The organism is Pseudomonas kulmbachensis (assembly GCF_963681935.1).
GTDB classification, from domain to species: domain Bacteria; phylum Pseudomonadota; class Gammaproteobacteria; order Pseudomonadales; family Pseudomonadaceae; genus Aquipseudomonas; species Aquipseudomonas kulmbachensis.
Genome location: NZ_OY817088.1, coordinates 5,252,230 through 5,268,869 on the forward strand (window position 1 = coordinate 5,252,230; position 16,640 = coordinate 5,268,869).

15 protein-coding genes are annotated in these 16,640 nt (G+C 55.6%); 6 read left to right on the top strand and 9 right to left on the bottom strand.

Annotated elements, in window-relative coordinates; genetic code table 11:
• Nucleotides 1-4 precede the first annotated feature (4 nt).
• Nucleotides 5-1,420 (bottom strand): acetyl-CoA carboxylase biotin carboxylase subunit, encoded by a 1,416-nt coding sequence (locus tag U5A05_RS23985; RefSeq protein WP_019826929.1) that lies wholly within the window; start codon nucleotides 1,418-1,420, stop codon nucleotides 5-7.
• A gap of 190 nt (nucleotides 1,421-1,610) precedes the next feature.
• Here U5A05_RS23985 and U5A05_RS23990 point away from each other — a divergent pair, with 190 nt between their 5' ends.
• A complete protein-coding gene (locus U5A05_RS23990; protein ID WP_315968132.1) occupies nucleotides 1,611-2,558 on the top strand; it encodes a LysR family transcriptional regulator in 948 nt (315 codons plus the stop codon).
• Here U5A05_RS23990 and U5A05_RS23995 read toward each other — a convergent pair.
• The 3 genes from U5A05_RS23995 to U5A05_RS24005 all read right to left on the bottom strand — a co-directional run bounded on the left by U5A05_RS23995 (nucleotide 2,515) and on the right by U5A05_RS24005 (nucleotide 5,518).
• A complete protein-coding gene (locus U5A05_RS23995; protein WP_321835131.1) occupies nucleotides 2,515-2,727 on the bottom strand; it encodes a PA3496 family putative envelope integrity protein in 213 nt (70 codons plus the stop codon). The genes U5A05_RS23990 and U5A05_RS23995 overlap by 44 nt on opposite strands.
• A gap of 231 nt (nucleotides 2,728-2,958) precedes the next feature.
• A complete protein-coding gene (gene hexR / locus U5A05_RS24000; protein WP_048362251.1) occupies nucleotides 2,959-3,825 on the bottom strand; it encodes a transcriptional regulator HexR in 867 nt (288 codons plus the stop codon).
• Between the two features lie 157 nt (nucleotides 3,826-3,982).
• Nucleotides 3,983-5,518: a putative bifunctional diguanylate cyclase/phosphodiesterase gene (locus U5A05_RS24005; protein ID WP_321835134.1), complete on the bottom strand. Its 1,536-nt coding sequence runs from the start codon at nucleotides 5,516-5,518 to the stop codon at nucleotides 3,983-3,985.
• A 213-nt stretch (nucleotides 5,519-5,731) separates the two neighbouring features.
• Here U5A05_RS24005 and uvrD point away from each other — a divergent pair, with 213 nt between their 5' ends.
• From uvrD to U5A05_RS24020, 3 genes are all read left to right on the top strand, one after another.
• Nucleotides 5,732-7,915 carry a DNA helicase II gene (gene uvrD / locus U5A05_RS24010; RefSeq protein WP_261740297.1) on the top strand — a complete coding sequence of 728 codons (2,184 nt, stop codon included), beginning with the start codon at nucleotides 5,732-5,734 and terminating at the stop codon, nucleotides 7,913-7,915.
• Nucleotides 7,916-8,097: 182 nt separating this feature from the next.
• On the top strand, nucleotides 8,098-8,958 hold the full coding sequence (locus tag U5A05_RS24015; RefSeq protein WP_321835135.1) for a Tim44 domain-containing protein: 861 nt from the start codon (nucleotides 8,098-8,100) through the stop codon (nucleotides 8,956-8,958).
• A 134-nt stretch (nucleotides 8,959-9,092) separates the two neighbouring features.
• On the top strand, nucleotides 9,093-9,500 hold the full coding sequence (locus U5A05_RS24020) for an SMI1/KNR4 family protein (protein WP_016782918.1): 408 nt from the start codon (nucleotides 9,093-9,095) through the stop codon (nucleotides 9,498-9,500).
• A gap of 39 nt (nucleotides 9,501-9,539) precedes the next feature.
• On the opposite strand, the gene U5A05_RS24025 is transcribed toward U5A05_RS24020, so the two are convergent.
• Nucleotides 9,540-11,300 (bottom strand): cation:proton antiporter, encoded by a 1,761-nt coding sequence (locus U5A05_RS24025; protein ID WP_261740299.1) that lies wholly within the window; start codon nucleotides 11,298-11,300, stop codon nucleotides 9,540-9,542.
• A 287-nt stretch (nucleotides 11,301-11,587) separates the two neighbouring features.
• Here U5A05_RS24025 and U5A05_RS24030 point away from each other — a divergent pair, with 287 nt between their 5' ends.
• Entirely contained in the window at nucleotides 11,588-12,073 is a 486-nt protein-coding gene (locus tag U5A05_RS24030; RefSeq protein WP_261740300.1) for an acyl-CoA thioesterase, read from the top strand.
• 88 nt (nucleotides 12,074-12,161) lie between these two features.
• Here the strand turns inward: U5A05_RS24030 and pdxY are convergent, their stop codons facing one another.
• On the bottom strand, nucleotides 12,162-13,034 hold the full coding sequence (gene pdxY, locus U5A05_RS24035) for a pyridoxal kinase PdxY (RefSeq protein ID WP_261740301.1): 873 nt from the start codon (nucleotides 13,032-13,034) through the stop codon (nucleotides 12,162-12,164).
• Nucleotides 13,035-13,147: 113 nt separating this feature from the next.
• On the opposite strand from pdxY, the gene U5A05_RS24040 reads away from it, so the two are divergent.
• A complete protein-coding gene (locus U5A05_RS24040; RefSeq protein ID WP_261740302.1) occupies nucleotides 13,148-13,549 on the top strand; it encodes a DUF3301 domain-containing protein in 402 nt (133 codons plus the stop codon).
• Between the two features lie 194 nt (nucleotides 13,550-13,743).
• Here U5A05_RS24040 and U5A05_RS24045 read toward each other — a convergent pair whose 3' ends face one another.
• Genes U5A05_RS24045 through zigA form a run of 3 tightly spaced genes read right to left on the bottom strand, consistent with a single transcriptional unit; the run spans nucleotide 13,744 to nucleotide 16,617 of the window.
• Nucleotides 13,744-14,718: a CobW family GTP-binding protein gene (locus U5A05_RS24045; protein ID WP_321835137.1), complete on the bottom strand. Its 975-nt coding sequence runs from the start codon at nucleotides 14,716-14,718 to the stop codon at nucleotides 13,744-13,746.
• Between the two features lie 40 nt (nucleotides 14,719-14,758).
• On the bottom strand, nucleotides 14,759-15,409 hold the full coding sequence (locus U5A05_RS24050) for a DUF1826 domain-containing protein (protein WP_425262916.1): 651 nt from the start codon (nucleotides 15,407-15,409) through the stop codon (nucleotides 14,759-14,761).
• Entirely contained in the window at nucleotides 15,409-16,617 is a 1,209-nt protein-coding gene (gene zigA, locus U5A05_RS24055; RefSeq protein ID WP_321835140.1) for a zinc metallochaperone GTPase ZigA, read from the bottom strand. Before zigA ends, U5A05_RS24050 begins: the two co-directional genes overlap by 1 nt.
• Nucleotides 16,618-16,640: the final 23 nt, after the last annotated feature.

Genomic DNA, 16,640 nt, shown 5'->3' on the forward strand with positions numbered 1-16,640 from the left:
TTCCTCACAGGCCTGCGTGGGCGGCGATGGCAGCAGCGATGGCCAGGGCCAGCTCTTCGGGTTTGCGCTTGATCGAGTAGTTGGTCAGTTCTGGATGGCTTTCTACGAAGCTGGTATTGAACTGGCCGCTACGGAATTCCGGGTTACGCAGGATTTCCTGGTAATACGCGGCGGTGGTTTTGACCCCTTGCAGACGCATGTCGTCGAGGGCGCGCAAACCACGGTCCATCGCTTCTTCCCAGGTCAGGGCCCACACCACCAGTTTCAGACACATGGAGTCGTAATACGGTGGGATGGTGTAGCCGGTGTAGATCGCCGTGTCGGTACGCACGCCTGGACCGCCGGGCGCGTAGTAACGGGTGATCTTGCCGAAGCTGGGCAGGAAGTTGTTTTTCGGGTCTTCAGCGTTGATCCGAAATTGCAGGGCAAAGCCACGGTGCTGAATGTCTTCTTGCTTGATCGACAGTGGCAGGCCGGAGGCGATGCGAATTTGTTCACGAACAATATCGATGCCGGTGATTTCTTCGGTGATGGTGTGTTCCACCTGCACCCGGGTGTTCATCTCCATGAAGTACACCTCGCCCTCGGCGAGCAGGAACTCCACAGTACCGGCGTTCTCGTAACCCACGGCCTTGGCTGCGCGCACAGACAGGTCGCCGATATAGGCACGCTGTTCCGGGGTCAACTGAGGGCTTGGGGCGATTTCGATAAGCTTCTGGTTGCGACGCTGGATCGAGCAGTCGCGTTCAAACAGGTGCACCACGTTACCAAAGCTGTCACCGAGGATCTGCGCTTCGATGTGCTTGGGGTTAACGATGCATTTTTCGAGGAACACTTCTGCCGAGCCAAAGGCTTTGGTCGCTTCAGAGATTACTCGAGGGAAGGCTTGTTCCAGTTCTTCACGGCTGTTGCAGCGACGAATCCCGCGACCGCCACCACCCGAGGTGGCTTTGAGCATGACCGGATAGCCAATGCGCTCACCTTCGAGCAACGCTTCATGGATATCGGCAACGTTGCCTTCAGTACCCGGCGTGACCGGCACACCGGCCTTGATCATGCTGCGACGCGCTTCGGTCTTGTCGCCCATACGGCGGATGACTTCAGCGGACGGACCGATGAACTTGATTCCACGCTCGGCGCAGATATCAGCCAGTTCGGCGTTTTCTGACAGAAAGCCGTAACCGGGATGCAGAGCATCACAACCGGTTTCAACAGCCAGGTTCACCAGCTTGCGCGGGTTCAAGTAACCGGCCAGCGGGTCTTCGCCAATGCTGTGGGCTTCATCGGCGCGCTTGACGTGCAACGCATGGCGATCCGCTTCGGAGTAGACCGCCACAGAACGAATACCCATCTCGGCGCAGGCACGCACGATGCGGACGGCAATTTCTCCGCGGTTGGCGATCAGGATCTTTTTTATCACTTGGATTTTCCCTAAAGCCTATGGAACAAACGACCTGCTAGACCAGGTCGGCACGTGTCCAAATGTGTCTGAACCGTTGTGTCGTCACACTAGACCCACGCAGCGATAAACAAAAATCAATAATTCTTGGGTTGTGCATAAGTAACGACTTATAGTTGATCCACTTGCCGACCTGGATAATTAATAAAAAATGCGTAAGTCATTGATGCGTATAACTTTTCGACAACTTCAAGTGTTCAACGAAGTGTGCGATTTACGCTCTTACAGCCGTGCTGCTGAGGAAATGTCTCTCACGCAGCCTGCCGTTAGCCTACAAATTCGACAGCTAGAAGAGCTGATTGGGCAGCCTTTATTCGATTATGTCGGCAAAAAGCTGTACATGACCGAGGCCGCTGAAGCGCTTCAGTTAGCCAGTCGAGATATTTTCGGACGCCTGGAAAACCTCGATATGCAGCTCTCGGACATGCTCGGGTCGCTGCAAGGCCAGTTGAAATTGGCAGTTGAGTCGAGTGCGAAATATTTCGTCCCGCATCTGTTTGCGGCCTTCAAGCGCCAGCACCCGGAAGTCAACTTGCAGCTTACGGTGGTCAATCGGGCACAAGCCGTTCGTCGATTGTCAGATAACCGCGACGACCTGGTGATCATGTCGATGGTGCCGCAGGACATGGGCCTGGAATTTCTGCCGTTTCTGAATAATCCGATCGTTGCCGTCGCACCGACAGACCATCCGCTGTGCAACCGTGGCCCGCTGCACTTGCAGGATCTTGAACCGTATACGTTGCTGATGCGCGAGCAAGGTTCGGGCACGCGCATGGCATGTGAGGAGTATTTCAAAGAAAAGCGCGTGCACTTCAGCCAAACCCTGGAAGTGTCGTCTAACGAGTCGCAGCGCGAATGTGCAGTGGCCGGGTTGGGCGTGGCGTTGTTAACACGTCACGCCGTCAGCCTGGAGCTGGCGACCGGCCTGCTGCGCGAGCTGCCGGTCGAAGAGTTGCCGCTGTATCGCAGCTGGTGCGTGGTACAGGCCAAGGCCAAGCGCCTGTCACCGGTGGCGCATGCATTTCTGGGGTTTATACGCACTGAGCGCCTGCAAATCAGCGCGCTGGTTGAGCGCTTCGACGGTCACTTGCCGACGTAGCCTGCCAGTAATTGATCGAGCCCAGATCCGGGTAATCAGAGGTTTCCAGGCGCAGTTGGCGCTGGCTCGTATGGTCTTCAATCGCACGACGGAAGGCCATGCGGCGCTGGTCTTCTTGCTGGCGGCGGGTTTTGACGGCGCTATTGCGTTCTTCGTAAGGCTGAGCCATTTCGAGTCTCCCAAGGCGTGTACGGGAGTTTCAAGATGCCCTTTGTTTATGACGACTTGGTGAAGAAGGGATTACAGGGGAATGAACCCTGGAGGTATCTACATACCCTGTGGGAGCGGGCTTGCTCGCGATGCCGGCAACTCGGTATCTCTGAATGACCACGGTGATGCTATCGCGGGCAAGCCCGGCTCCCACAGGCATTGCCTCTAACCTGAAATCGCTTGTGGGAGCTCAGTCGTCGTGGTTTTTCAGCGATTTAGGCGACAGACGCAAGCTGCGTAGGCTGCGCTTGACGCTCTTGAGGTGGTTGACCAGGCTCGGGCCACGAGCCATGGCAACGCCCATCGCCAACACGTCAATCACCACCAGGTGGGCGATACGCGAGGTCAGCGGGGTGTAGATTTCGGTGTCTTCGTGTACATCGATCGCCAGATTGACGGTCGCCAGCTCCGCCAACGGCGTTTGGCTCGGACACAGAGTAATCAGGGTCGCACCGCTTTCACGCACCAGATTGGCAGTGATCAGCAAGTCTTTGGAACGGCCCGACTGGGAGATGCAGATCGCCACGTCGGTAGGCTTCAAGGTCACAGCCGACATCGCTTGCATATGTGGATCCGAGTACGCGGCGGCTGTCAGCAACAGGCGGAAAAATTTGTGCTGCGCATCCGCCGCCACTGCACCCGAGGCGCCAAAACCATAAAATTCGACCCGTTGCGCTTGCGACATGGCCGTCACCGCACGCTGCAGCGCGACCGGGTCAAGCTTCTCGCGCACGTCCATCAGGGTGTGCAGCGTAGTGTCGAAAATTTTCAGGCTGTAGTCCGCAACCGAATCATCTTCATGGATCGCGAACTGACCAAAACTGGCACCTGCTGCCAGGCTTTGCGCCAGCTTGAGCTTCAAGTCCTGGAAACCGGAACAGCCTATCGCCCGGCAAAAACGTACGATGGTCGGTTCACTGATACCAACGCTATGGGCAAGGTCCGCCATTGAACTGTGCATTACAGCCGCAGGATCAAGCAGCACGTGATCGGCGACCTTGAGTTCCGATTTACGTAACAGGTGGCGTGACTGGGCAATATGTTGCAGCAGGTTCAAAGGGCAAGACTCGGTCTGTAAGCGGCGGGCGCCGGGGATGTAGCAATCTTGTAGTTATACTACAAGAATTCGCTTTCTGCCCACCCAATACGCGATCTCGGCTCCCGCTCTCACCCTTAAATCAAGCAGCTTCAGGGCTGTGTAGCCCTTTTCGACACTACAAAATAACTACACCGGTCCGCAATAAGTCACCCAACTCCACAGCGTTGACCGGATGGCTGATCAAGTAACCCTGCACTTCGTCACACTGGCGAGCCTTGAGAAATGCCAGCTGCGCCTCGTTTTCAACACCTTCGGCGACCACTTTCAGGTCCAGGCTGTGGGCCATGGAGATAATCGCGGTGGTGATAGCCTCGTCTTCGCTGCTACGCCCCAGGCCGTGAATAAATGTCTTGTCGATTTTCACGTAGTCCACTGCAAAACGCTTGAGGTAACTGAATGATGAAAAACCGGTGCCAAAATCATCTATCGCCAACCTCACCCCTAACTCATGAAGCTGCTGGAAGGTCGTGATCACGTATTCAACATTGTCGAGCAACTGGCTTTCCGTCAGTTCCAGCTCCAGATATTGCGGCGCCAGCCCGGTTTCTTCGAGTACCTGGCGCACCAAGCTGACCAGCTTGCCCTGCCGTAGTTGATGCCCCGAAAGGTTCACTGATACCCGTATTGGCGCCAGCCCTGCGCGCTGCCATTCGCAGGCTTGCCGACAGGCTTCGCGCAGCACAAATTCACCGATGGCGCTGATCAGGCCGGTCTCTTCGGCCAAGGTAATAAATTCGCTCGGCGGCACGCTGCCCAATAGCGGATGGTCCCAACGCACCAAGGCTTCAGCCGCGTGCAGACGCCCCGTCGCCAGACATAACTTGGGTTGATAGAAAACGTTGAGCTGACGCTCGGCAATGGCTTTGCGCAGTTGGTTCTCCAACTGCAAACGTTCAAGAGTGCTGTGTTGCAGGCTGTGACTGTAGAACTGAAAAGTGCCACCCCCCAGGTGCTTGGCCAACTGCATGGCTTTGTTGGCCTGATGAACCAGTGTGGCAATGTCACGTGCGCTGCCGGGCAACAGGCTGATGCCGATGGAAACACTGATAATCAACTCATGGCCGTCCACCACCAACGGCCGGCCGAGTTTGCCCAATAGCCGTGTCGCTACCCGCGCCAGACTGGTCAGGCTGTTATATGCATCAAACAGCACAGCAAATTCATCGCCCGATAATCGCGCAATGGTGTCGGCCTCAGGCAGAGCCTTGGTGATGCGTTCAGCCATTTTTTGCAGCACATGATCCGCCATCTCGTGCCCAAGGTTGTCATTGAGCAGTTTGAAGCGATCAAGGTTGATGTGCAGCAACGTCAGGTTGCACGAGCCTTGGCGCACACGTTGATTGGCCTCCTCCAGACGTTCCTTGAACAAGAGACGATTGGCCAGACCGGTCAGCTCATCGAAGTGGGTAAGGTGATGCACCCGCGCCTCAACCAGACGACGTTGTTCCACTGCCTGCGCAAGCTCGGTGTTCAGTTGCTCGGAGCGCACTTTGGCTTGCTGCAAGTCGTCGAATAAACCCTTACGGCGTAGACGGCGCACTTCACGGCGCTGATTGATCCGTTTGACTTGCCAACCCAGCACACCCACTAGCACAAGCAACCCGAACCCTATGCCGTAAAAATTACCCGGCGAATTTAAACTCTGAACCATCGGCAAAATTCTTATCAGTAGATGAGCCAAAAAGTCGTCCGAGCATACACAAGCTGCGCCTGCGACCAAACGCACAGGTGCCATTAAATAGCTGAAACCGGCAGGGTAAATTTACCCGCGCCCCTTGTGCCGTACGTGCAGCCTTTTTGACCACTCGGCCCAAGACCGCTACGCGGCTAGCAATGAAACGCCAACAGCCCCTAAAATGCCCCGATGCGCGATGATCTCTCTCTCTTGTTAAATTCTCTCAACGATGCCCAACGTCAGGCCGTCACGGCCAGTGTGGGGCGTCAGTTGGTTCTGGCCGGCGCAGGTTCCGGCAAAACCCGTGTGCTGGTGCACCGTATCGCCTGGTTGATCCAGGTCGAGAACGCGTCACCACATTCAGTCCTGTCGGTGACATTCACCAACAAGGCCGCCGCCGAGATGCGCCATCGCATCGAACAGCTGATGGGTATCAACCCGGCCGGCATGTGGGTTGGCACCTTCCACGGCCTGGCGCACCGTCTGTTGCGGGCTCACTGGCAGGAAGCCGGGCTGAGCCAGACCTTCCAGATTCTCGACAGCGATGACCAGCAACGCTTGGTCAAGCGCGTGATCCGCGAACTTGGGCTCGATGAACAACGCTGGCCAGTGCGTCAGGCGCAGTGGTTTATCAACGGCCAAAAAGACGAAGGCTTGCGTCCCAAACATATCCAGGCCAGCGGTGACTTGTTCCTGGCCACCATGCGCAACATTTACGAGGCCTACGAGGTCGCGTGCCAACGCGCAGGTGTCATCGACTTTTCCGAGCTGCTGCTGCGCGCCCTTGATCTGTGGCGCGACAATCCCGGCTTGCTGGCGCATTACCAGAAACGCTTCCGGCACATTCTGGTGGACGAATTCCAGGACACCAACGCCGTTCAATATGCCTGGCTGCGACTGCTGGCCCAGGGTGGCGACAGCCTGATGGTGGTGGGCGATGACGACCAGTCGATCTACGGCTGGCGCGGCGCGAAAATCGAGAATATTTATCAGTATTCGACCGACTTCCCGGACGCCGAAACCATTCGCCTGGAGCAAAACTATCGCTCCACGGCAGGTATCCTCAAGGCAGCCAATGCCCTGATTGCCAACAACACCGGGCGCATGGGCAAAGAGCTGTGGACCGACGGCGGTGAAGGCGAAGCCATTAACCTGTACGCCGCATTCAACGAACACGACGAAGCACGCTACGTGGTCGAGACCATCGAGAGCGCGCTAAAAACCGGGCTGGCCCACAGCGACATCGCTATTTTGTACCGTTCCAACGCCCAGTCGCGAGTGCTTGAAGAAGCCCTGCTGCGCGAGCGCATTCCGTACCGCATTTATGGTGGCCAGCGCTTCTTCGAACGCGCTGAAATCAAAAATGCCATGGCTTACATGCGCCTGCTCGAAGGTCGTGGCAACGATGCTGCACTGGAGCGGGTCATTAACGTACCGGCCCGTGGCATCGGCGAAAAAACTGTCGAAGCCATTCGCGATCACGCACGTCACAGCGATGTGTCGATGTGGGAAGCGATGCGCCAGCTGATCGCCAATAAAGCCCTGCCGGGTCGTGCTTCAGGCGCCATTGCCGGTTTTATTGAGCTGATCGAAAACCTCGCGGCAAAAGTCATGGATATGCCACTGCATCTGATGACCCAAACCGTGATCGAGCAAAGTGGGCTGATTGCCTACCATCAGGCGGAAAAAGGTGAAAAAGGCCAGGCTCGGGTAGAAAACCTTGAGGAACTGGTCAGCGCGGCGCGCAACTTCGAAAACAATGACGAAGACGAAGAACTGTCGCCATTGGCCGCCTTCCTTGGTCACGCCTCACTGGAAGCAGGCGATACCCAGGCCGAAGAGCATGAAGACGGTATTCAGCTGATGACGCTGCACAGCGCCAAGGGCCTGGAGTTCCCGTATGTGTTCCTGGTCGGCATGGAAGAAGGTTTGTTCCCGCACAAGATGAGCCTGGAAGAACCCGGCCGCCTTGAAGAGGAGCGGCGCCTGGCTTACGTGGGCATTACCCGTGCAATGCAAAATCTGGTCATGACTTACGCCGAAACCCGACGCCTTTACGGCAGCGAAACCTACAACAAGGTTTCGCGCTTCGTTCGCGAAGTACCAAAAGGCCTGATCCAGGAAGTTCGACTGTCCAATAGTGTCAGTCGTCCTTTCGGCGGCGGTCAAAAGCAGAGCGCCAGCAGCCTGTTTGGGGGGTCGGAGATTCCGGAAACCGAATTCAAACTCGGCCAGATGGTCAAGCACGCTGTCTTCGGTGAAGGCGTTATCCTCAATTTCGAGGGTGCGGGAGCGCAGGCGCGAGTCCAGGTCAACTTCTCGGAAGGCAGCAAGTGGCTGATGATGGGCTACGCCAAACTTGAAGCGGTCTGACAGCAACCCGACAGCTTTTTGGGGATAAGGTGGGGCAGCTCCCTGTGGGAGCGAGCCTCCTACCCCAAACAAATCCAAGTCCTACAGCAAAACAGGCAAAAGCCCGAAACACTTCACCGCTAGCCAGTCACAACTCACCTGTGCAACATGGCGCGCGTGATATCCACAAATGGGAACCCCTTATGAAACGTTTTCTTAGCATCGCCATGGCGTTGTGCATCGGCTTGACGATGAGCCTCGACGCGAACGCCAAGCGCTTCGGCGGCGGCAAAAGCGCTGGTGCGGCACCGACCCACCAAACGCGTCAGGCGGCTCCAGCCGCAGCCGCAGCCCCTGCGGCTGCCGGTGCTGCAGGCGCAGCCGCTAAAGCCGGTGGTGCTTCGCGCTGGCTCGGCCCTCTGGCTGGCCTCGCAGCCGGCGGCCTGCTGGCGTCCATGTTCATGGGCGGTGGCTTCCAGGGCATGCAGTTCTTCGACATTCTGATCATGGCGGTCATCGCCTTCCTGATCTTCCGCTTCATTGCTGCCCGTCGTCGCAAGCAACAAGCTGACATGATGGCCCCAGCTGGTCACGCGCCAATGCAGCGTGAAAGCTTCGACGCCAAGCCAGCGACCGCATCGATTTTCGGTGGTGGCTCGGCGGCACCTGCAGCCCGTCCGGTGATCAATGCTCCGGCCTGGTTCAACGAACAAAACTTCCTTGATGCTGCGCGCAACCATTTCCAATCCCTGCAACAGCACTGGGATGCCAACGAAATGGACAAGATTGCCGAGTTCGTAACACCGCAGATGCTCGACTTCCTCAAGCGTGAACGCGCTGAGCTGGGTGATGGCTTCCAGTCCACCTACATCGACAACCTGACCGTACAACTGGACGGCCTGGATGATCGCGCAGACAAAACCATCGCAACCCTGACCTTCAGCGGCGTGTCGAAAAACTCGCGCTTTGACCAGGGCGAAGCCTTCAGCGAAAGCTGGAACATGGAACGTCAGCAAGGTGACAACCAGCCTTGGCTGGTTGCAGGTATCCGCCAGAACGGCTGATCCCGAGAGCAACACATGCGTTAACCAAAGCCCCGGACTTGTCCGGGGCTTTGCATTTCACGATTGCACTTATAACGAGCTACTGTATAAAGCGCGTCATATAAACCGCGCCATAGAGCATGAGGATTGAGGTCGTGGAAGAGATCATCGAAGAGCTACGCGAAAAAAACGAGCCTGTACCAGTTCCTTTGGAGCTGCCTGAAGAAGACCAGTTGGTGGAAATCGAAGAACAGCTGTTCATTGATATCCCGTTTGTCTTCAGAGAGTTTCTGCTGACCGTCAGTGACGTGGTGTATGGCAGCCTGGAGCCGGTCACCGTGACCGATCCGCAATCGCACACCTACCTGCCGGAAGTAGCGGCCAACGCCTGGGATGCCGGCGTTGATCGCAGCTTGATCCCTATTTGCCAGGACGGCGACGACTACTACTGCGTCGAAGAAGACGGCACCGTGGTGCTGTGGTCCGGCGAAGAAGAACTCGTCACCGAAGAAACGTGGGAATCGGTCTGGCACTGGGCGCGCGACGTCTGGCTGGAAAGCTGATACCTCTCGCCCGCTTTCCAGCCATTGGTCAGCGGGCTATCAATGCCCCGCCTCCTTGTGATTATCCAGCGTCTCCAGCAGTGCAACTTGCATGCGCGTATGAATCCGGATAAACCAGCGCCACAACACCGCCGCCACCCCCGCCGCCACTACTGCGATTACCACCAGCAATTCATTGGTGGGCAAGATGCTCGCCGACAATGCCGACAACAGCAGAAAAATCACCAGCAACGACAGAATCGGGATCACTTCAGAGATCACTCGGCGCACGCGCTGCGTGTGGCGCCCGGCCATTTCCGGTTTGACCCCCATCTCGGCCAGGAGCATCGACAGTGCCTTGAGCTTGCGATAGGCCGCGATCAGGAATGGTAGCGACAGCAGCAAGGCAGCCCCCCAAATCATCCCTTTTTGCCAGCTAGGCTCCAGAATCCAGCCCTGTAGATAACGACTGATCCGAGGGGCGAAATACCCACCCGCAAAGAAAATAGCGATAACCAAAGCCAGATTGACGCCAACCTGCATCAAGATTTTTCGGATGATGGCCGCCAATAACGCCCCTTCGCCCTGTGGCTGAATGTTACGCAACCATTCGCCATATAACCCGAAGACCCGTGACAGGCGATCAGGGACTACCTGTGCCAGCTTGAGCGAGAGCGGGTCTGCGGCGCGAATCAGGTAAGGCGTCATCAGGGTGGTCAATACGGATACAGCCACCGCTACGGGGTACAGGAAGCTGCTGGTGACCTGTAATGTCATACCCAGCGCCGCGATGATGAAAGAAAACTCCCCGATCTGAGACAGCCCCATCCCGACCCGCAACGAAGTGCGCCCGTCATTGCCTGCGATAAACGCTCCCAGCCCGCAGGAAAGCATCTTGCCAAGCACTACCGCGACGGTAATCACCACAATTGGCAGCGCATATTCCAGCAGGATGGCCGGGTCCAGCATCAGCCCGATAGCGACAAAGAAAATCGCGCTGAACAGATCACGTACAGGCTCAATCAGGCGCTCAATTTTCAGTAACTGCCGCGACTCGGCCATGATCGCACCGATCAAAAACGCACCCAGAACCATGCTGTATTCAAGTTTGACCACCAGCAGGCAGAAGCCAAAACACAGCCCAAGCACAGTGATCAGCAGCATTTCATTGCTTTCGAATTTGGCTACGTACGCCAGCACCCGCGGCACCAGCAAAATACCGATGACCAGCGCCACAATCATGAACAACGATAATTTACCGACCGTCGAAAAAACCTCTTCGGGGCTGACACTGCCGCTGACAGCGATACTCGACAGCAGGGCAATAATGCCGATACCCAAAATATCTTCAACGATCAGCACACCAAAAATCAGCTGTGCGAAGCGCTCGTTCTTCATCTTCAGGTCGTTAAGTGCCTTGACGATGATCGTGGTCGACGAAATGGCCAGAATTGCGCCCAAAAACAGCGAATCCATGGTGTTCCAATCGAACCAGCGGCCAATTTCGTAGCCGATCCAGATCATCAGCGTAATTTCCATAAACGCTGCGATAAAAGCCGTGGCCCCGACCTTGAACAGCTTGCGCAGGCTGAATTCCAGGCCCAGGCAAAACATCAGAAAAATTACCCCCAGCTCAGCCAGGGTTTTAATCGTTTCTTCATCGTGGATCAGGCCAAATGGCGGGGTGTGCGGGCCAATAATAAAACCCGCGACGATATAACCCAGCACCACCGGCTGCTTGAACCTGTGGAAAAGTATCGTCACCACACCAGCGACCAGCATGATGACTGCCAGATCCTGAATAAAACTGATGGCATGCATGGCGTGGTACTCCTTGTTTAATGTTCACCAGACAACAAGACGACAGACGCCGCTTGTTAGGCGGTGTGTATCAACTGTTTTAAATGTAGGAATTACCCGACTAACGGGCTTTTGCAGGTTAACACCGCGACTTCCGGCAGAAAGGCGGTGCAATATATGGAAACAGATGGATATGAGCGTGACGGCAGTCAAAACGGCAGCGTCCCGTTAATAACTGTTTCAAAAATCGACAAGTATCCACAGAGATACCCATTTCACTGCTGCAACACAACCACGAGCCTGCTGCTATGGAACCCGGAAACGCCCAACTGTCGATGACGGTCTTGATGACCCCGGACATGGCCAATTTTTCTGGCAATGTTCACGGCGGAACCCTGCTCAAGTACCTCGATGAAGTCGCCTACGCCTGCGCCAGCCGCTATGCGGGTCGCTATGTGGTCACCTTGTCGGTAGACCAGGTGATTTTTCGCGAGCCGATTCATGTCGGAGAGCTGGTGACCTTCCTGGCGTCGGTCAACTACACCGGCAATACCTCGATGGAAGTTGGAATCAAAGTCGTCACTGAAAATATTCGTGAACGCTCGGTACGCCATACCAACAGCTGTTTCTTCACGATGGTAGCCGTGGACGACAACCGTAAGCCGGCGGCCGTTCCGCCGTTGCAGCCGTTGAACAGCGAAGACCGACGCCGCTTTATTCAGGGCAAGCAACGTCGCCAGATCCGTCAGGAACTGGAGCTGCGTTATCGCGAACTGAAAGACGAAACGGTGTAACCGCTACGGATAATTAACCCGTGGGAGCGAGCCTGCTCGCGAAGGTCGTTCGCGAGCAGGCTCGCTCCCACAAAAAATACAGGTTTGCTTACAAACTGATCGGCACTGCCTCAAACCGCACACGCGGATGAGCGATGCGGTCCTGAGCCCGGACCAGCTGCAATTCGTAGCTGGTACAGGCCTGAGTTTCCAGCAATACCTCGTGTACCGCCGCCGCGGTGAATTCAAATGCAGCTACCAGGCTGTCACCCAACAACACTCGCGCTAAAAACAAACCTGATGTCAGATCACCTACACCCACTGGCTGGCGCGGGAAGGCCAACAGCGGGCGGCGCAAGTGCCAGCTCCCCTCAGCCGTGACCAGCAGCATCTCGAAACTTTCTGCCGGTTTACCGGGATAAGACAAATGCTTCACCAGCACCGCTTTCGGGCCGCGGGCCAATAAGCTGCGGGCCATCGCCAGGCAGTCGAACAGCGATTGCGGATGGCGCCCGCAGAAGCTGTCCAGTTCCAGCTGATTGGGGCACAGGAAGTCCGCCATTGCGACGGCTTCGTCCAGCAGGAAATCACTGACCTCCTGAGGGACGATACAACCTTTCTCCGGGTGGCCCATTACAGGGTCACACAGGTACAGCGCATTGGGATTGACCGCTTTAATGCGCGCCACCCCGCTCAAAATAGCCCGGCCCTGAGCCGCACTGCCCAAATAGCCGGACAAGACCGCATCACAGTTTCCCAACTCGCCGATGGCGGCAATTGCATCGATCAGCGAAGGAATTTGCGCAGGAGCCAACACTTCGCCTGCCCACTGACCATACTGAGTGTGGTTGGAGAACTGCACCGTGTTCAAAGGCCAGACATTTACCCCGACGCGCTGCATGGGAAAAACAGCTGCGCTGTTGCCGGCATGGCCGAAAACCACGTGGGATTGGATGGCGAGTAAATGAGGTGTACGTTTCATGCCGGATTCCAGACTACGGGTGGATTCAAGCCACGCAGTATGCGACGAAACGCGGCCTGTACGACAGGTTGAACACGCAGTTAAGCTGAGCACAATCTGTTGGAGCACATGTAATGCTGACCCTTGGAAATATGTTTGTGCTGATGCTGCTGGCCACTGGCGCTGCCTGGCTATGGCATAACCACGGTTTACGCGAGCGGGCGCTGGAGCGAGTCAAACAGCACTGCAAAAATCTCGATATCGAGCTGCTGGATGAAAACGTTGCGCTCAAGAAAATCGGCCTGATCCCCGATGCCAACGGTAATAAACGCTTGGCCCGTGTGTATAACTTTGAATTCACCGTGACGGGCGATCAGCGCCATACCGGGACCATCACCCAGTTCGGCGCACATAGCGCAAAAATCGAACTGCCGCCTTACCCCTTCAAAACCGAGCCCGCACCGAGCGAAATTCCCACCGCTCAGGTGATTGAACTCAGCCAATGGCGCCAGGAACACAGCAAGACCCGCCACTGACCCTTCTGTGACACCTGACTTAAAAAACACCTGTGGATAACTTTTCTGACAAACAGGCTGAAACCCTTGAGATAGACACTTCTTGAGGTTTTTAGCCGAGGAAATTAATACACACACTTAATATTGTAGGACAATTTTACCAGCACAGAATCAGGTAAACCCCCCTGTTTTCTTGCTTGCGCAGCATCCCCCTCTTAAAAAACCTCCTTGCAAAGACAGTTATCCAGCCCCGAACGGAGCAGCTCCAGGTCTTGCGGCTGATCGAAAATTAATTCGAGGCGTGAATCCTTGCGCCATTCGCTCGATTTCCACTGCGCGAGCGAGTTATCCACAGAATTACTGGAAAACCAGCCATCCGAACCCTGTACAACCAGCTTCGCACGCCGCCAATTGAGGCTCTCAAGCCACTGCTGCAACAAGCTCAGGTCAAATTGACAGGAAGCATGCCAGCGCCATCCCACACTCCATCCTTCGGGCTGGTGCTGAGTCATGACTATCGGCGTTCGAGGGGCTGAAAATACGCTACAAACCTGATTAAAATCCTTATAAATCAATGAGTTATCCACAGCATGAATAACATTCATATAGGCTGCAGGCAGCGTACTTAAAGGGATCCGGCCATGCTCGACCCATAGAACAGGGCACTTTGGCAGGCTGCATGCAATCTGCTCACGTTGCTCATTTGAGACACTATTAGATTTATTCATGACCAGCAAACCTGCGCTTTTCAAGGCCTCTCGCTGGGTTTCAGGCAGGGGTTTGCCTTGGGCCAGCGCTTGCGCATCAAGCACCATAACGCATGGCTGCAGTGCCAAAACACCAAGCCAAGGAGCCCCACTGAGCTGCTTTAAAATCTGTGCGGGATGGCCCAAACCGGAAGGTTCAATAAACAATCGGTCGGGCCGAGCCTTGCGTAATAGACGGCTCAAGCCAATTTGAAATGGCGCGCCATTGACGCAACACACGCAACCGCCTGCCACTTCGGCAATGGCAATAGCATCATCCCCCTGGCTCATCAGGGCCGCATCCAGACCTATTTGACCGAACTCATTGACCAGTACCGCCCAGCGTTCGTGCGCAGGTTTGTGCGCCATCAGGTGCTGAATCAGGCTGGTTTTGCCGGCGCCGAGTGGCCCGGCAATCACGTGGGTGGGTATGTTCTGCAACATGAGCGCCAGCTTCTGTAAGAATCAAAGCAAGCAATATGCCTCAGGCCAGCCAATCGAGGGTCAAAATCAGCCGTCGCTCGCCTGGTGCCAGTGCCGGCGAGCGGTGGATCAAGCCCGCACCTTCGTTGCCCTGCCACTTCTCGCCTTTGAGCAAGGCTACTTCTCCGGCATTAACTTGCTGAATCAGCGCGGATTGGGTTGGCTCGGCCTGTGGCTGACCTAACTGACGGCGATCCATCACACCTTCTTCCAGCCACTGACTACCAATCCCTGCATAAGTGGTAATTAGTCGCACAGGTACGTGATCCACATGAAACCGAGGGCACATTGCCTTATCCAAGGCCCTGAGACGCAGCCCAATACGTTTTGCGCCCAACAGACACGTATAGGCACTCACTAGCCAGGAAACATCCGCAATAAAGCCTGCGTAGCCTTCCAGATCATTAAATCGGGCTGCCAGGCCACGAAGGTTGGGCTGAGCCTTCTCATCGGCCATTTCCAGCACAATGGCGTCAGCCAATGGCTCGTCAAGCGAGAGCAATAAAGCCCCAAAATCGACGATATGCACAGGTAACTGACGCTGCCAGATCGCCAGATTGACGTCTTCATCCAAGATTCGCGTCATGATTTGCGGAGTTTCTCCGCAAACCTGCTGAATCACTGGCCGAGCCGTATGGGCATAGGCATTCATCATGCAGCCACCTCTTCGTACCATTCGCCAAAGGGGTCACTCAGCAGTTTCCAGCCCGCTTCGCCCAGTGCCATTTCTGCATCGGTAAGCAAACAGGCGTCGAGTTCATCCGTGAGCAAGGAGAAATCGATGTGCTGACCAATAAAAACCAGTTCCTGACGGCAATCAGCAGTGTCCGGCAGCCATTTTTGAAGAATTTCTGCCTTGGTTTGCGCGTCTTGTGGCCACTGGTCGTGGGGCACAAAACGCCACCAACGCCCGGCAAATCCATAGCGCATCAACCCGCCCGCCTGAGACCAGCTACCCGCCTCCTGATATTTACTGGCCAGCCAGAAAAAACCTTTGGAGCGCAGCAGCTTGCCGTTGGTCCATGGACGCTCGATAAAATTAAAAAAACGTTCGGGGTGAAAAGGACGTCGCGCGCGGTAGGCGCTCGAGGCGATGCCATATTCTTCGGTTTCCGGCACATGCTCGCCGCGTATCTCTTGCAACCAACCAGGTGCTTGCGCCGCACGCTCAAAGTCAAAACGTCCGGTATCCAGAATTTTATGCAGCGGTACTTCGCCCATCACCATCGGAATTACTTCGGCCTGAGCATTCAAGCGCTGCAAAATGGCGATTAATTCCTGGCGGTCAGCGCTGCTGATAAGGTCAATTTTGCTGATCAAAATGACGTCAGCGAATTCGATTTGCTCAATCAATAGATCGGTAATCGACCGTTCGTCAGATTCTCCAAGGGTTTCACCCCGTGAATCCAGGCTCTCTGCGGCTTGATAATCCTGCAAGAAATTGAGGCCATCCACCACCGTGACCATGGTGTCCAGACGGGCAATATCGGCCAGGCTCTGGCCCGCTTCGTCACGAAAAGTGAAAGTTTCTGCCACCGGTAGAGGCTCTGAAATACCGGTTGATTCGATCAATAAATAATCAAATCGACCGTCCCTTGCCAGTGCACTGACCTCCTCCAGCAAGTCTTCACGCAGCGTGCAGCAGATACAGCCATTGCTCATTTCGACGAGTTTTTCTTCAGCGCGATTCAAGGTCACATCACGCTGAACCTCACCTCCATCAATATTTATTTCGCTCATGTCGTTGACGATCACCGCCACGCGCAAGTTGTCACGGTTACGCAAAATATAATTAAGCAGGGTGCTTTTTCCTGCACCGAGAAATCCGGACAGCACAGTCACCGGCAAACGTTTAGGCATGGGAGATTCCTCATCAGGGTTGG

Excerpts from the sequence above, each read along its gene's own strand:
- U5A05_RS23995 (WP_321835131.1), bottom strand. The coding sequence starts at position 2,727 with ATGGCTCAGCCTTACGAAGAACGCAATAGCGCCGTCAAAACCCGCCGC.
- U5A05_RS24045 (WP_321835137.1), bottom strand. The coding sequence starts at position 14,718 with ATGTTGCAGAACATACCCACCCACGTGATTGCCGGGCCACTCGGCGCC.
- U5A05_RS24040 (WP_261740302.1), top strand. The coding sequence starts at position 13,148 with ATGCTGACCCTTGGAAATATGTTTGTGCTGATGCTGCTGGCCACTGGC.
- U5A05_RS24025 (WP_261740299.1), bottom strand. The coding sequence starts at position 11,300 with ATGCATGCCATCAGTTTTATTCAGGATCTGGCAGTCATCATGCTGGTC.
- U5A05_RS24030 (WP_261740300.1), top strand. The coding sequence starts at position 11,588 with ATGGAACCCGGAAACGCCCAACTGTCGATGACGGTCTTGATGACCCCG.
- zigA (WP_321835140.1), bottom strand. The coding sequence starts at position 16,617 with ATGCCTAAACGTTTGCCGGTGACTGTGCTGTCCGGATTTCTCGGTGCA.
- uvrD (WP_261740297.1), top strand. The coding sequence starts at position 5,732 with ATGCGCGATGATCTCTCTCTCTTGTTAAATTCTCTCAACGATGCCCAA.
- U5A05_RS23990 (WP_315968132.1), top strand. The coding sequence starts at position 1,611 with ATGCGTAAGTCATTGATGCGTATAACTTTTCGACAACTTCAAGTGTTC.
- U5A05_RS24050 (WP_425262916.1), bottom strand. The coding sequence starts at position 15,409 with ATGAATGCCTATGCCCATACGGCTCGGCCAGTGATTCAGCAGGTTTGC.
- pdxY (WP_261740301.1), bottom strand. The coding sequence starts at position 13,034 with ATGAAACGTACACCTCATTTACTCGCCATCCAATCCCACGTGGTTTTC.
- U5A05_RS24015 (WP_321835135.1), top strand. The coding sequence starts at position 8,098 with ATGAAACGTTTTCTTAGCATCGCCATGGCGTTGTGCATCGGCTTGACG.
- U5A05_RS24005 (WP_321835134.1), bottom strand. The coding sequence starts at position 5,518 with ATGGTTCAGAGTTTAAATTCGCCGGGTAATTTTTACGGCATAGGGTTC.